Source organism: Paenibacillus sp. D2_2 (assembly GCF_031199965.1).
Taxonomy (GTDB): Bacteria; Bacillota; Bacilli; order Paenibacillales; family Paenibacillaceae; genus Fontibacillus.
Map to the genome: position 1 here is coordinate 4,526,381 of NZ_CP133605.1, position 15,903 is coordinate 4,542,283.

Annotated in this window: 12 protein-coding genes, 1 tRNA gene and 2 pseudogenes; 3 read left to right on the top strand and 12 right to left on the bottom strand. The window is 46.8% G+C overall.

Features of this window, described 5'->3' with window-relative positions; genetic code table 11:
* Positions 1 to 165: 165 nt before the first annotated feature.
* The 8 genes and pseudogenes from yihA to RE628_RS23135 all read right to left on the bottom strand — a co-directional run bounded on the left by yihA (position 166) and on the right by RE628_RS23135 (position 10,957).
* Positions 166 to 783 (bottom strand): ribosome biogenesis GTP-binding protein YihA/YsxC, encoded by a 618-nt coding sequence (yihA, locus tag RE628_RS23100; RefSeq protein ID WP_309155328.1) that lies wholly within the window; start codon positions 781 to 783, stop codon positions 166 to 168.
* Positions 784 to 799: 16 nt separating this feature from the next.
* Positions 800 to 3,129, bottom strand: a pseudogene (gene lon, locus RE628_RS23105) (endopeptidase La).
* A gap of 124 nt (positions 3,130 to 3,253) precedes the next feature.
* Positions 3,254 to 4,975, bottom strand: coding sequence for an ATP-dependent protease LonB (gene lonB, locus RE628_RS23110; RefSeq protein ID WP_309155330.1), 1,722 nt, complete (start codon positions 4,973 to 4,975; stop codon positions 3,254 to 3,256).
* Between the two features lie 197 nt (positions 4,976 to 5,172).
* Positions 5,173 to 6,318 carry a flavodoxin-dependent (E)-4-hydroxy-3-methylbut-2-enyl-diphosphate synthase gene (gene ispG / locus RE628_RS23115; protein WP_309155333.1) on the bottom strand — a complete coding sequence of 382 codons (1,146 nt, stop codon included), beginning with the start codon at positions 6,316 to 6,318 and terminating at the stop codon, positions 5,173 to 5,175.
* A 128-nt stretch (positions 6,319 to 6,446) separates the two neighbouring features.
* Entirely contained in the window at positions 6,447 to 7,703 is a 1,257-nt protein-coding gene (gene clpX, locus RE628_RS23120; protein ID WP_309155335.1) for an ATP-dependent protease ATP-binding subunit ClpX, read from the bottom strand.
* A gap of 19 nt (positions 7,704 to 7,722) precedes the next feature.
* The gene (gene clpP, locus RE628_RS23125; RefSeq protein WP_309155338.1) at positions 7,723 to 8,307 is read right to left on the bottom strand and encodes an ATP-dependent Clp endopeptidase proteolytic subunit ClpP; all 585 of its coding nucleotides are present in this window, start codon (positions 8,305 to 8,307) and stop codon (positions 7,723 to 7,725) included.
* A 273-nt stretch (positions 8,308 to 8,580) separates the two neighbouring features.
* The gene (gene tig, locus RE628_RS23130) at positions 8,581 to 9,927 is read right to left on the bottom strand and encodes a trigger factor (RefSeq protein ID WP_309155340.1); all 1,347 of its coding nucleotides are present in this window, start codon (positions 9,925 to 9,927) and stop codon (positions 8,581 to 8,583) included.
* A gap of 197 nt (positions 9,928 to 10,124) precedes the next feature.
* Positions 10,125 to 10,957: pseudogene (locus RE628_RS23135) on the bottom strand (hypothetical protein).
* A gap of 235 nt (positions 10,958 to 11,192) precedes the next feature.
* Here RE628_RS23135 and RE628_RS23140 point away from each other — a divergent pair.
* From RE628_RS23140 to RE628_RS23150, 3 genes are all read left to right on the top strand, one after another.
* Positions 11,193 to 11,266 (top strand) — tRNA-Arg (locus RE628_RS23140).
* A 449-nt stretch (positions 11,267 to 11,715) separates the two neighbouring features.
* Positions 11,716 to 12,123 (top strand): hypothetical protein, encoded by a 408-nt coding sequence (locus tag RE628_RS23145; protein WP_309155343.1) that lies wholly within the window; start codon positions 11,716 to 11,718, stop codon positions 12,121 to 12,123.
* On the top strand, positions 12,048 to 13,223 hold the full coding sequence (locus RE628_RS23150) for a phospholipase D-like domain-containing protein (protein WP_309155345.1): 1,176 nt from the start codon (positions 12,048 to 12,050) through the stop codon (positions 13,221 to 13,223). The genes RE628_RS23145 and RE628_RS23150 overlap by 76 nt, the downstream gene beginning before the upstream one ends.
* Before the next feature lie 58 nt (positions 13,224 to 13,281).
* Here RE628_RS23150 and RE628_RS23155 read toward each other — a convergent pair whose 3' ends face one another.
* Genes RE628_RS23155 through RE628_RS23170 form a run of 4 tightly spaced genes read right to left on the bottom strand, consistent with a single transcriptional unit; the run spans position 13,282 to position 15,807 of the window.
* Positions 13,282 to 13,641: an MFS transporter gene (locus RE628_RS23155; protein ID WP_309155347.1), complete on the bottom strand. Its 360-nt coding sequence runs from the start codon at positions 13,639 to 13,641 to the stop codon at positions 13,282 to 13,284.
* Between the two features lie 20 nt (positions 13,642 to 13,661).
* Complete coding sequence (locus RE628_RS23160; protein WP_309155349.1) at positions 13,662 to 14,084, bottom strand: MFS transporter; 423 nt, start codon at positions 14,082 to 14,084, stop codon at positions 13,662 to 13,664.
* An 8-nt stretch (positions 14,085 to 14,092) separates the two neighbouring features.
* On the bottom strand, positions 14,093 to 14,590 hold the full coding sequence (locus RE628_RS23165) for an MFS transporter (RefSeq protein ID WP_309155351.1): 498 nt from the start codon (positions 14,588 to 14,590) through the stop codon (positions 14,093 to 14,095).
* A gap of 59 nt (positions 14,591 to 14,649) precedes the next feature.
* Entirely contained in the window at positions 14,650 to 15,807 is a 1,158-nt protein-coding gene (locus RE628_RS23170) for a winged helix-turn-helix domain-containing protein (protein WP_309155353.1), read from the bottom strand.
* Positions 15,808 to 15,903 lie beyond the last annotated feature (96 nt).

The following is a 15,903-nucleotide window of genomic DNA, read 5'->3' on the forward strand; positions in this document are numbered from 1 at the left end:
ACACTACTCGCTAAAGAATTTGCTCAGCCACTAAACCGTGAATTCCAGCCATATTTCAGAAAAAACCGGAATAAGCAGTTTTTAGCTGCAAAAATCCCCAACATTCTCACTTTCCTACCGAGTGTTCTCCGAATCCCTTCTTAATCCGTTGAAAATGGCATTCGTTTATTCTTCGATAATCTCCGCTTCTGGCTCGTTCGGACGGGCGAACTCCGCGATATGTGCCCATAATTCGTCTTTACCGATTCCTGTCTCAGAAGAGAACATAATCAGTTTATCGCCACCGCGCATGACGAGTGCTTCCTTGATGATCTTGATATGCTTTTGCCAACGTGAACGTGGAATCTTGTCCGCTTTCGTGGCGACGACGCACACCGGCGAATCAAAGTGTTTGAGCCAATCATACATCATCTCGTCATCTTTGCTAGGCGGATGTCTCAGATCGATTACGAGCAGGATCAGACGTAGAGTCTCACGCTCAAGCAAATATTTCTCGATCATAGCTCCCCATGCTTGCCGCTGGGTCTTAGAGACTTTGGCATAGCCATATCCCGGCAGGTCAACAAAATAGAGCTCCTCATTAATCCGATAGTAATTCAGATGCTGGGTCTTCCCTGGCGTCGAACTCGTTCGGGCCAAATTTTTACGGTTAATCATTTTGTTAATAAGCGACGATTTGCCCACGTTGGAACGCCCTGCCAGAGCAATCTCTGGCAAGGCGTCCTGAGGATAACCACTCGGGCCCACAGCGCTGATCACAAATTCTGCATTCGTTACTTTCATTCGTTCAATTTCCTCTCTATTGCAGCCGTTCAACGAGCGCATGTTTCAGGACCTGATCCATATGCGCCACAGGCACAAATTCAATATCTTCCTTCACGCTGTCCGGAATATCACGCAAATCGCGTTCATTATCCTTAGGCAGCAGTATCTTCTTGTAACCAGCCCGATGAGCCGCTAAAGACTTCTCCTTCAATCCGCCGATTGGCAGTACCCGGCCCCGCAAAGTAATCTCGCCAGTCATCGCGATATCCTTAGAGACATGACGACCGGTTAGGGCAGAGATCAGAGCCGTTGCAATCGTAATTCCTGCCGAAGGTCCATCCTTAGGTATCGCTCCCTCTGGAATATGGATGTGAACATCATTCTTCTCATGGAAGTCGGTCGGAATCCCCAATTCTTCCGCTTTGGATCGGGTATAACTGAAGGCCGCTTGAGCGGACTCTTTCATTACATCGCCCAGCTTACCGGTCAGAATCAGCTTACCACTACCAGGCACAACGGTTACTTCTATCAGCAGCGTCTCTCCGCCAACCTCAGTCCAGGCCAGCCCAGTCACCATACCAACCTGATCCTCCAGCTCGGCCACACCATAACGGAATTTAGGAATCCCCAAATAATCCTTGACCTGATCCGCCGTAATCTCCAAGCGTTCGATCCCCTCAGAGACGATTCTCTTGGCAGCCTTACGGCATAGAGCCGCTACCTGCTGCTCAAGATTTCTTACTCCAGACTCTCGTGTATATTCACGGACAGTCTTCAGCAATGCGGACTCATCGATCTGCAGTTGCTCCGGCTCCAGCCCGTGCTCTCGCTTCTGCTTCGGAAGAAGATAACGCGTCGCAATCTGCAACTTCTCCAGCTCTGTATAACCTGGAATGAACAACATCTCCATCCGGTCGAGCAGCGGCCGCGGTATGTTATGAACTGCATTGGCCGTCGTAATGAACATCACGTTGGACAGATCAAACGGTACTTCAATGAAGTGATCGCTAAAGGTGTTGTTCTGCTCCGGATCAAGCACTTCCAGCAGGGCAGCCGACGGATCACCGCGGAAATCCGAGGCCATCTTGTCGATCTCGTCAAGCAAGAATACCGGATTCAGCATCCCCGCCGTCTTCATTCCTTGAATGATTCTACCCGGCATTGCACCGACATAGGTTCTTCGATGCCCGCGAATCTCTGCTTCATCACGCACGCCGCCTGAGAGACGCGTACGAATTTGCGTCCCAGCGACCTGGCAATGGAACGGGCCAGTGAGGTCTTCCCGACCCCTGGCGGACCAACAAGGCATAGAATCGGGCCCTTCAGCTTCTTGACGAGCTTTTGCACCGCTAAATATTCAAGCACCCGCTCCTTCGGCTTATCCAGACCGTAATGATCTTCGTCAAGCACCTGCTCTGCCTTAGCAAGATCCAGATCATCCTCACTTTGCTGATCCCAAGGCAGACTTAGCAGCCAATCGACGTAATTACGAATCACACCACCTTCGGCGGAGCTGATTGGCATTTTCTCGAGGCGGTCTATCTCCTTGAGCGTCTTCTCCCGCACCGAATCCGGCAGCGTCTTTGCTTCCAGCTGGGAGCGAAGCTCTTCTACCTCCCCAGCACGGCCTTCCTTCTCGCCAAGTTCCTTCTGGATTGCCTTCATCTGCTCACGCAGATAATATTCCTTTTGCGTCTTCTCCATCTGCTTCTTAACACGTTGGCTGATCTTCCGTTCAAGCTCAAGTACCTCGCGCTCATTATTCAGTATGTCGAGCAGCTTCTCCAGACGTTCCCTTACATCGATCGTCTCGAGAATCTCCTGCTTATCCTTGATTTTGAGAGATAAGTGGCTCGTAATGACATCAGCGAGCCGCCCAGCCTCCTCAATATCGGATACTGCCGCTAAAGTCTCGGGTGTTACTTTTTTGGATAAGTTAATATAATGTTCGAATTGAGTTAACACCGTGCGCATGAGAGCATCCACTTCAGGCTCCGAAGGCTCGATTTCTGGTCTCTCGACCGCAATGACCTCGTAATATTCTTCAATATCCAAATATTCCATAATTTCAGCACGTTCCGTACCTTCAACTAGAACTCTGATCGTCCCATTGGGGAGCTTCAGCATTTGCCGGACCTTTGCTACCGTGCCGATTCTAAATATATCTTCTTGCGTCGGTTCTTCAATGTTCACTTCGGATTGAGAACAGAGGAGAATCAAATTGTCGTCAACCATCGCTTTTTCCAGCGCTTTTACGGATTTATCCCGTCCAACATCCAAATGCAGTACCATGCTTGGATAGACGAGTAAACCACGTAAAGGCAACAGAGGAAAACGACGGCCTTTGTTTTTATGAGGTCCCATCGCTTTCGCACCTCCAGTCGTTCTCGTAAGATATCATTCATATTTTAGCAAATGTTACATGAAAACACCAATGAAGAACGGCTGCACAAAGGCAGCCGCCAAGAGGAAAAGTTGTACTTCACATTCACATTGAACTGTTCGGAGTGGGCGATTCGGCATGAAGGAATGGCGCGGGCGATGGCGCAGGGGCGAAAAGTTCCTCTTCCCCAGAAATTAGGCCCAAATCCTTCTGCATTTCTGGACCGAATACATGCTGGAATACCTCATTGATTGACTCAACAGGTATGACTCTCAGCCCATCCAAGCCTTCAAACAAGGATTGCCAGTTCTCCTTCGGAATTAGAACTGTCGTTGCTCCTGCCTGGAAGGCAGCCTCTACCTTGGCGACAACACCACCGACCGGTTTGGCATTGCCGTAGATACCCAGTTCCCCGGTCATCGCGATCCGATGATCTACCGGGATCGATTTGATGGCTGAAGCAACAGCTGTGGCGATGGCAAGCCCTGCGGAAGGACCGTCTATCGGCGTTCCTCCTGGGAAGTTGATATGAATATCATACTTGCTGATATCAAGGCCGATTCGCTTCATTACAGTCAGTACATTCTCGACCGAGCCCTTGGCCATGCTCTTACGGCGCAGTGTTCTGCTCCCGCCTCCTAGCTCCTCCTCATCCACAACGCCCGTGATCGTGAAGTTTCCTTGCCCTTTCTCAACAGGTATTGCGGTTGCCTCGATCTCCAGTAAGGTGCCCTGGTTCGGCCCGTAAACGGCCAGACCATTCACAACACCCACCTCTGAGCGGGATGGAATCTTCCGTTCTGGTCTTGGCGTTAACTGACTACTCGTAGCGACCCACTCCAGGTCAGAAGCAAGCAGATGATCCCGTTTCTCCGTCAGCGCCAATCCCACGGCTAGCTGTACCATATTAACAGCTTCGCGCCCGTTCGTAGCGTATTTCGTAATTACATCAACGGCTTCCGGACAAGGTTGAAAGCCAATTCGTTTGATCGCTTCGACGGCGATTTGCGCGATCTCATCGGGCAACAGCGGACGGAAATAAATTTCCATACACCGTGACCTAAGTGCCGGAGGAATCTCTTGCGGAGAACGGGTCGTTGCCCCGACCAGCCTGAAATCCGCAGGCAGACCATTTTGAAAAATATCGTGAATATAGGCAGGTGTATTCGAATCTTCAGAGCTATAATATGCACTCTCCAGATACACCTTGCGATCCTCTAGTACTTTTAGCAGTTTATTCATCTGCATCGAATGTAATTCACCAATCTCGTCTATAAACAATATTCCACCATGCGCCTTCGTGACTGCTCCCGGCTTAGGCTGGGGAATGCCTGCAACCCCCATGGCGCCTGCCCCTTGATAGATCGGATCATGAACCGAACCGATCAGCGGATCGGCAATACCACGTTCATCAAACCGAGCAATAGTCGCATCGATTTCGAAAAACTTGGCATCCACTTTAAAGGGAGAGACCGGATTCTTCTTAGCCTCTTCCATTACAACGCGAGCAGCAGCCGTCTTGCCGACTCCAGGCGGCCCATAGATAATCACATGTTGCGGATTCGCGCTGCACAGCGCCGCTTTCAGTGCGCGAAGGCCGTCCTTCTGACCGACGATATCGCCTAATGAAGCAGGCCTTGTCCGCTCAGCCAGCGGTTTCGTCAGTGAAATCGCCCGCAGCTTGCGTAGCTTCTCCATTTCTTTCCGCGATTCACGATCAACTGCACTACGATTACCTTTCTGGCTGCGTAGCTGATTCCAGAAGTAAAGCCCGATCACCACCGCAAAAAACATTTGTACGGACATCAGAATGACACTTAGTTCCATAATCAATAAGCCTCCCACACTTTAGCTACATCTAACCTTCTTGATGCTGAAAACTAGCCTTTTTAAACTTACATTATAAGGATAGTATTGCCCTTTCGCTCAGTCATAAAACGCAGATGGGCTCTAAATTGTCGGGAAAAGCAAAAACCGTAAACTGCATACTGCAGCTTACGGTTAATAAACGACTCTATTTTATTTTATACACCAGCGTTTGCTTTCAACTTGGCAGCAATCTTGGCCTGATGTTCTTTGCGTCCAGGGATCTCTCCTGTCTCTTCGAAAACCTGTGCGATATAGTCGATCTCCTTCTTCAGCTCAGCGACGAGTTCCTCCTCCGGAACCTTGCGAACCATCTCCCCATAACGGAACAACATTCCTTCGCCGCGAGCTCCAGCGATCCCGATATCCGCCTCACGAGCTTCACCAGGACCATTGACGGCACATCCAAGTACCGACACCTTGATCGGCACTTTCAGATTCGAGAGATATTCTTCTACTTCGTTAGCAATGCTGAACAAATCGATATCCAGTCGGCCACAGGTCGGGCAGGATACAAGTGTAGGAGCATTGGTAATGAGACCAAATGACTTCAGCAACTCACGTGCTACCTTAACCTCTTCTACCGGGTCCGCACTAAGCGAGATCCGCAGCGTTGATCCGATCCCACGTGAGAGCAGCGCGCCGATCCCTGCCGCACTTTTCACGGTTCCCGCGAACAAGGTGCCAGCTTCTGTAATACCAAGATGTAGCGGATACGGAATGACTTCAGCCGCCTTCGTATAGGCCTCAATCGCCATCGGCACATCCGAAGCTTTCAGCGATACGATAATGTCGTGGAAATCCAGTTCCTCCAGAATCCCGATATGAAATAGTGCGCTCTCTACCATAGCTTCCGGTGTCGGATAGCCGTATTTATCAAGCAAATGCTGCTCTAGAGATCCGGCATTTACGCCGATACGAATTGGGATTCCCTTCTCCTTACAGGCGTTGACGACAGCTTCAACCTTCTCGCGGCGCCCGATGTTGCCCGGATTAATACGAACCTTGTCAATTCCGTTCTCAATAGCTTGCAGCGCTAGCTTGTAGTTAAAATGAATATCAGCTACAAGAGGAATATGAATCTGCTTCTTGATTTCCTTGATTGCAGCAGCCGCTTCCTCATTATTCACGGTAACACGTACCATTTGGCAGCCTGCTTCTTCGAGACGGAGAATTTCAGCTACCGTCGCGGCAACATCCGCTGTCTTGGTCGTGCACATACTCTGAATGATTACTTCGTCGCTACCGCCGATCGTCAAATTACCTACTTTGACCGGACGTGTATCTTGTCTCAAGAATGTCATTTCACGTCTCTCCCATAACGTCAAAGCTCCACCCCTGTGAAGGAACGCGCCCGAAAAAGACTGCGCCAAATACAAAGGTGGAGGGATTGACATTTATTTAGCAGCGTAACACGCTGTATTATTTTTACTTATGCGCTCTCTTCTTGCTTCTTGCTCTTCTTCGCTCCGAGTTCAGGCATCGTCTTCTCTTCAACGACCTGCTCGGTGATAACGCAATCCTCGATATCTTCTCTGGATGGAACTTCGTACATTACATCCAGCATAATACCCTCGATAATTGCCCGAAGTCCACGTGCACCGGTATTCCGTTTGATAGCTTCACGCGCAATTGCTTCCAATGCCTTAGGCTCAAAACGTAAATTCACGTTATCAAGCTCCAGCATCTTCTGATATTGCTTCACCAGTGCGTTCTTCGGTTCAGACAAAATACGAACCAAGGAACTCTCATCAAGCGGCTCCAACGTCGAAATCACTGGCAGACGACCGACAAACTCAGGAATCAAACCGAATTTGAGCAAATCCTCTGGAAGAACCATGCCCAGATATTCACCCGGCTTAAGATCCTTCTGGCCTTCACTAGTTGCATTAAAGCCAATGACCTTCTTGCCGATCCGGCGCTTGATCATTTGCTCGAGGCCGTCGAAGGCACCGCCGCAAATGAACAGGATATTCGTTGTATCAATCTGGATGAATTCCTGATGTGGATGCTTGCGTCCACCTTGTGGTGGAACAGAAGCGACCGTACCTTCAAGAATTTTCAGAAGCGCTTGCTGCACACCTTCACCGGATACATCACGAGTAATAGAAGGATTCTCGGATTTACGAGCTACTTTATCGATCTCATCGATATAAATAATTCCACGTTCCGCCTTCTCCACATCATAATCAGCAGCTTGAATCAGCTTGAGCAGAATATTCTCTACATCTTCGCCAACATAACCAGCTTCGGTCAATGAAGTAGCGTCTGCAATGGCAAACGGTACATTCAAGATTTTAGCCATTGTCTGTGCCAGCAGTGTTTTACCGGAACCGGTAGGTCCCAGAAGTAGAATATTACTCTTCTGCAGTTCAACATCATCAATCTTACTCTGTGTATTTACACGCTTGTAGTGATTATATACTGCAACTGACAGAGATTTCTTCGCTTGCTCTTGACCAATGACATATTGATCGAGAATTTCACGAATCTCTCTCGGTTTTGGGATTTCTTTGAGGTCTAGTTCCTCTTCGTGTCCCAATTCCTCCTCAACGATCTCCGTGCAAAGTTCAATACATTCATCACATATATAAACGCCAGGTCCGGCGACAAGTTTGCGAACCTGATCCTGCGACTTACCGCAGAACGAACATTTCAGTTGCCCTTTCTCGTCGTTGAATTTAAACATGTAAACACCCCTTTAATGTTTAGTGGGCCTGATAAATCACCTTATCAATAATCCCGTAAGCCTTCGCTTCTTCCGCGCTCATGAAGAAATCGCGGTCTGTGTCGCGCTGAATTTTATCCAGGGGTTGACCCGTGCGATCTACATAGATCTGATTCAACTTCTCTCTGGTCTTAATAATCCAGTCAGCATGTATTTTGATATCAGCCGCCTGCCCTCGAACTCCTCCAAGAGGCTGATGAATCATAACCTCGCTGTTCGGCAGCGCGAAACGCTTGCCAGGCGCGCCTGCTGTAAGCAATAAAGACCCCATGCTTGCAGCCATTCCCACACAGATCGTGGAGACGTCAGGCTTGATATATTGCATTGTATCATATATACCCATTCCGGCTGTAACTGATCCGCCAGGCGAGTTAATGTACAAATGGATGTCTTTCTCAGGATCTTCTGCTGCTAAAAACAGCAATTGGGCAATCACGAGATTGGCAACATCATCATCTATCGCGCTGCTTAGAAAAATGATGCGATCTTTGAGCAGTCTTGAGTAAATATCGTAAGACCGTTCACCCCGATTTGTTTGTTCAACGACCATTGGAACCAGACTCATGCGACCAACCTCATTTCTTTTCAATTTCTTTGCTGCTCTCACCAAGTATTTTATCACGTTCAAAGGTCTATGTCATTTTTCACACGATACAGTCTATGACCTCAGAAAGAGAATATATACCCTCGAGCTCGTCCGAAAACGATTGGAAATAAATGTATTACAAAAAGTTGAAAAATTAAGGCACGCATTTAATATACGTGCCTTAACATTTAAAGGTTACAGTGTTATGTTACGGCGATCATCGCCGTTGTATCTAGATGCTGCAAGGGAATATTATTCGCCTTGGGTTGCTTCTTCTTTAGCTTCGGACTTTGCAGCCAGTTGCTCAGCAGGAACTTCCTTGCTGTTAGCAAGAAGGAATTCAATCGTCTTGCGCAAGAGTACTTCTTCTTTCAAGCTGCTCAAAGCACCGTTTGCTGCAAGAATGTTACGGATCTCTTCTGGAGAACGCTTGTAAGCATCAGCCATGTCCGCAAGTTCTTTAGTGATTTCTTCTTCAGTTGCTTCAACTTTCTCAGCCTTAGCAATTTGCTCAAGAACAAGATTGTTGCGAACGCGTTTCTCAGCGTCAGCTTTCATTTGTCCTTGCAGATCTTCAATCGTTTGGCCGGAGAAGTTCAAGAACAAGTCAAGGTTCATACCTTGAGCGCGAAGACGGTTGTCGAAATCGCGAACCATGTTTTGTACTTCTGTTTGTACCATAGCTTCAGGAATTTCAACTTCAGCGTTAGCTCCAACAGCTTCTACAACCGCTGCTTCACGAGCCGCTTTGCCTTCGTTCTCTTTACGAGCGACGATTTGTTTCTTCAAATCTTCCTTGTACTCGTCAAGCGTATCAAATTCACTAACGTCTTTAGCGAATTCATCGTCAAGTTCAGGCAGTTGCTTGCGTTTGATTTCATGTACTTTCACTTTGAATACTGCTTCCTTACCAGCAAGCTCTTCTGCATGATAAGTCTCAGGGAAAGTAACTGTTACGTCTTTGAAGTCGCCTGTTGCCATACCGACAACTTGATCTTCAAAACCAGGAATGAACGAGTTGCTTCCAAGCTCAAGCGAATAGCGCTCGCCTTTGCCGCCCTCGAAAGGTACGCCATCAACGGAACCTTCGAAGTCGATTACAGTAACATCACCATTTTGTGCTGCTTCTTCATCGATAACAACCAATTCAGCATGACGCTCTTGCATACGAGTAAGTTCTTCGTTGAGTTCTTCTTCGCTAACTTCAACGTTGATCGCTGCAACTTCGACTCCTTTGTAGTCGCCAAGAGTAACTTCAGGTTTAACCGTTACTTTTGCTTTGAATTTGAAAGGTTGTCCCTTAACAAATTGTTCTACGTCTACTTCTGGACGATCTACTGGGAAAATGTTAGTCTCATCGATCGCTTCTGTGTAAACTTCTGGAAGCAAGATATCGATTGCATCTTGGTACAAGCTCTCTACACCAAAACGAGATTCAAAGATCCCCCGAGGTACTTTACCTTTACGGAAACCAGGAACGTTGATCTTCTTCACTACTTTTTGAAAAGCTTTATCCAATGCAGAGGCTACGCGTTCTGCCTCAACTTCAACCTCGAGAACGCCGAGGTTTTTTTCTATTTTCTCCCAAGTTGCTTTCATTTATGCCTTCCCCTCCAAAATTCATATATACTAAAGTACTGAAACCGAATCGCGATAAAGCAGCTATCAAGGTTCCAGTATAGCTGTCCTTATTCCACGTTCAGAATAACCATTCCATTATAAACAACAATGTATCTTTTTACAAGAGCCTGCAAAAGACTGGGAGAGATCGCCACTACGCCTTACTATGCCTTGTCTTATTTTAGACCGGAACTGGTAAACTGACGCATCGAACGATACGCCTGTTCAAAGCGCAGTCTTAAATGATCGGTTATTCCATACAAAGCTCGAATCTCTTCATCATTATGACCACCCGGCAAGGTATCTGATACGATCTGATGCAGGGCAGCCGCCCAAATATCGATGATATCATCCTCTTCTACCAGCATAGATCGGTAATCTACGGTCCCGTATATGGCCATCACGAACTGAAACCACAGCTCTTGGGCGAAATAAAAGAGTGTTGGATCATGAACTTGCGTCTGTTCTCCAACCCGCTCCAAAATACTCTGGACCGAGGGCGGAAAATCCTCCTGTCTTAGAGGAACGGATTCAATATCGATATCTACCCGCTCTCCTGAGCGCAGAAATGTAACATGCCCAGTCTGGCCTCTCCGACGCAAAGTTTGCAGAACTCTGTATTGTAGTAATGGATGTAATTTCTGGCGTCCAAGCCATTGAACGAGAACTTCATCCACATCAGATGACTCCAAATAAGAGAGCTGATCTAATGCCAGAAAAGTCTGTTCCGACAAAGGTTGATCCGTTACTGTCTGAAGCAGCTTGGCGGCATACTCCTTATCCTCGGCTGCTTTGGACCGAACATGCTGTCTGGCCATTTCTTCTTCGGCCTCATCTGACAGATCAAATTCATTATCCTCTAGCGATTCATCCTGCAAACCGGGAAAGCACCAATAAGCCAATCCAGGAGTGCCTGCCATTCATCATAATTTTTCTGGTCCAATCCCTGACATTGCAATAAAAAGCGAAGGAGGTTAGCCGCCTCTTTATACTGCTCCCGTTCAAGCATCCTTGTCAGCTCAATTTGATAAAAATCTAAAGTTTTGGGGAATAAAAAAAGATTATCCTTTTCATCGGGCCGTAAGTTGTTAATAGCAGCAGCCCCCTTCTTCCGAAGCAATTTATTTGAAATTATAGCATAGACTTTGTGTAGGGCAAAAATGTGGCCGTAGGAGCCAGTTCAAAATCTAGTATTGCCTAACTCCTCCTCAATATGTTATGATACTTTTTGCTTGCTTTGATTTGTCCCAGTAGCTCAGCAGGATAGAGCAACGGCCTTCTAAGCCGTCGGTCAGGGGTTCGAATCCCTTCTGGGACGTAAAAAAGTCCAGTTCATATGAACTGGACTTTTTTGCGTCCTTTGGGATGGGAAGGGGTTCGTCGGAGTAAACCTTCTGGACCCTTTTTCAGTTTCTTCGTATTACCTTAACATAAGCTTCATTTCGGATTTGAATTCCCCTCTGTAAACCAAATCAAGCCTGGAAGAACAAACATGATTCAATCCGCGACGTTAGTGTTCGGGACAGAATAGTAGCTTCCAATCTGAAGTATAACTAAACTACATGGAACATCTCTAACGAAACACCATATCGTTATTTGCGCTAAAAAAGCCGCTCCAAATTTGTAACGAAACTGGGGATCGCTATTGGGGAAAATTCGTAGCTAAAAGCCCATATTTCTCCCGAATAACGTTCTGTAGTTTCGTTAACTTTCATTTACTGCTGTTTTTGAGTAAATAACGTTCTGTAGTTTCATTAGAAGTATTTAATGCTGAAAATTACGATCCAGAGAATCAAAAAGAAAGGCAGCGATAGTATGCAAAAGAAAATCTGGCAGCGGCGGACACTGAAATACGGTCTGATCGGTCTGACACTGTATTTGATCTATATAGCTGCATTCGGCCTCATTCCATATGCTTTTTTTCCAGATGTGAATCAGCAATTTAAAAATAACTTTGAGCCTGCCACCTTTTACGGGACTGACGTCTCTTCCGTGGACAGAGCGGGAATTATGGAGATGGGAGAAGTAGGACTGGAGGCGCGCATCGGTATAATCCATTCTGCTCGTAGCAGCCTGGATGTATCGTATTACTCGACTCATTGGGCGACAGTACCCAAGTCTTCTTCGGTGCTCTACTCGATGCCGCGAACCGGGGAGTCAAAGTCCGCTTTCTGATCGATGGGGTTGCTCATCATTTAACAAGACAAGCCAAGACGACTGCTTATGCGCTGGCCCAGAACCCGAATGTGGAATTGAAATTTTATAATCCCATCCACCTACTTAAACCATGGACTTTTAATGGAAGGTTGCACGATAAGTACATCATTGTCGATGATAAGTTTGTTTTACTTGGTGGGCGCAATATCGGAGACAAATATTTTGAAACAGAAGGATATGACAAGTCATTCAGTCTGGACCGCGACGTGCTTGTGTACAATACAGCGGCTGGAACATCCCATTCAGCTCAAAGTGTCATCCAACAAGTTAATCAGTACTTTGAGGAAATATGGGGATTGAATACATCCAAGCATAAATATCGTAGATTATCACCTGCTCAGGCCGCTGCGGGACTGACACAAACCGAACGATTGGTCGAGAAATATCAATCTTTCGTGGATAAGAAGCCTTATCTCGTATCCGAACAAATAAATCCAGATAAAGTCACCGTACCTACAGCAAAAATCAGTTTCATTCACAACCCGAGCCACACTCAGAAAAAAGAGCCTCTTCTATGGTATCAACTCAGTGAGCTAATGCGGAACGCCAACCATAAAGTCATCATTCAAAGCCCTTACACCGTTCTGAATCGGTCGATGGAGAATACCTTACGACAGGTTGGTGAAAATTTGGATCAGTTCAGTCTGCTAACGAATTCGCAGGCTTCTTCACCAAATGTACTTGCTTATTCTAGCTACCTGGCCTTACGGCCTAATCTGACAGCTACTTTTGATGAAATCTACGAGTATCAAGGCGAACATTCCCTACACGGAAAGTCCTATTTGATCGACGATGATCTATCGTTGGTTGGCTCCTACAATCTGGATCTAAGGAGTACTTACATTAATACCGAGGTTATGCTCGTTATCCACGGGCAGCAGTTCCATGATCGGCTCGAAGACCACATGAGCGCTTACCAGAATGCCTCTCTCATATATGACAAACAGAACGGATACTCTGAGAATCCGCAAATCCCTTCAAGAGACATCCCTTTATTCAAAAAGTGGATCTCATATCCGCTAATGAAGTTATCATGGCTGTATAAGTTCTTACTATAAAAATGAAGCAAGGGGCAGACGCCCCCCTAAGCCTTGAATAACCTTCGTGCAGCAAATTTTATATGCTAGAGGTCTCCCCCAACTCCTTCGGATGTATAGACTGAGGCCTTACCGGCCATAAAACATGCTGCATGGCTAGGCATACAATGCCAATGATTAAGACTAATATCCCAAGCCAGAAGAACACCTTGCTTACCCCCATACCATGAATCAGTAAGCCTCCGATTAATGGCGCACCAATCATCAATGTGCTGGTGGACATATTTTGGATTCCAAAGATTCGGCCTGTCATTCCCTCGGGTGATTCTTTCTGTAGAAGATAATTATAAGTGACTATACAGAGCCCGTTACCGATTCCGATCACAAAGCCCAGAAGAATACTCCATATCTCTTGCGATCCTACTGTTAGCAACCCCATGCTTGCTAGAGCGGCTCCGATCAGCGCGGCTCCTCCCCGATGCCAAACCCATATCTTACTGTCCCAAGCCGGTTCAGCAGTAAAATAGTAATGAACGCTCCGACTCCGGTAGCCGCCAGCATCCAGCCAAGCAAAGACTCGTTATGGGGAGCGATCTCCCGGTACAGGGTCGGAAATTGAAAATCGATCATCAAAATGATTAGCATCACGATCATATTAACAATAAAGCTGCTGAATAATATCCGGTTCTGAACGAGCGCTGCCCACCCCTGCTTCCATAGGAGAACAAATCCCATCTTAGCTTCCTCATGATCCACCGCTTCAGATTCTCTCTGCTTCTCATCCATCGTATTTTGATCAATATGCCGCAATGTAAACAGCAGAGTGCAGGAAGCAAAACGTGTGACGGCATTCACCAGAATGCATAACTGCGGAGAGATCAACGTTAAAGCTACTGCCCCAGAAGAGGCCCGACAATTTTAGAGAATTGATTTACAAGCCCATTGTATGAAGTAGCCTTTAGCAGTTGATCCTCTCTGACAACCTGGTGTGTTAACGCTTGATGTGCTGGAACTCGGAACACACCCATGGTGGCCCGCAGTGCAAGCAAAGGCAACAGCCAATACATTCCAGGGGCGAAGAGCAACGATATGGTAAGCAGTGTCTCGGCCAAATCAGCCAGCATCATAAGCTTGACCTTCTTCCACCTGTCGGCGATCACGCCGGCGAATGATCCAAATAGAATCCCGGGAAGAGCGATCATCACTGGGATCAAGGCGATCATCATCGGATCTGCACGCCAACGAAATGCTACTAGAATCTCGATGGCAAAAGCATCGAACCAATCACCAAATGATGAAATTGCATAAGCCATGTACATTTTCGTAAAGATCCGATTGCGCCAGACAGAGATCTGGGGCCTCGTTGGAACAAATGCAGTTGTAGACATAAATATTCCTCCACTATTATGAATTGAATCCACTCTAACGGAGAAATATCAGAGGAATATCAGACAGGGCCCAAAATCCGCTCGATCATCTGTTCGATGGGCTGCTTATGGGCTGCAAGTTTATATGTCCTCTCCAATTCATTATATCGTGCCTGGAACATAGCCAGCAGTTTAGTATCGGTATACGCCGTCTGCAGAAAGTGAAGCATACCTACGATCAAGCGAACAAGCAGCGGGACATTATGTGCCGTCTCACTAGCTTTCAAGGCGTATTCCAAAGCCGATACTGCCTCCTGTCGCCGATCCTGTAGGAGTAGCAATCTGCCCTTCATGCTATGATAAGCGCCGATCTCCCGCAAATAAGGAGTCTGAACCAGCATCTCCTCAATCTGCAAGGAGCAGCGTTCCGCTTCCGCTATATGTCCTGCAAGTAGATGAATCTGCATTTCTGATATTGCTATATGGATCTTAAATATTTCCAGCTCACCGCTTGCCCTCTCAACAACTTGATAAGCTTCCTGCACACGCCGCAGATCTTCTTCAACACGTCCATTGCTTGCATATAAACCAAGAATGTTTAATATTTTCAATTCCCGATGTTGCTCAAACGGTAAAATCTCCAGTTCGATAGTCCGTTCATAGAAGTCCAGGCATTTTTCAGGCTCTATGTAAAAAGCGCAATAAAAATTAAGTAGCCAATATAATTTATCTCGATCTCCCCTATCACTCTCTAGAAACCAGTCCAGATCTGCCCGTACAAATCTCAGGAACATATAATGCATGGAATCGATACTCACCCCAAGCAGCTCCTGCTGATTGACGAGGGCTAGCATCGATTGACTCTGCCCCAGCCTCAGGTAGGTGTCCAGCAGCTCCCCGACTTGCTTCTTCACTCCGCTATCCGTCAGAGACGGAATCGACATGTCTTTCGTTGCTTGCAGAGTAAGACTATATCCCAGCCCTCTAACCGTGCTAAGCTGCACCATCCCACTCCATAGCTTCAATTTTTTACGAAGCCGATACACATGATCATCCACCGTACGTTCCCCAGGGTATTCCATCGGCCACACTTGATCGAGCAGTTGCTCCCGAGTGAAGACCTGACCCCGATTCTGGTACAGGAACAGTAAAAGCGCGTACTCTTTTGCAAGCAGATTTATTTTCTCAGCCTGAAAGCTGACGGAATAATCATGAGGTTCAAATTCAAGCCTGGGCATATGTTTCCTTCTCCCTTTCTCCAACATGAAATACTCTTCTAGTTCTATTAAAGCATGTTTCAGAAACGGCTCTCAACCCGCCGAAAGAATTTGACT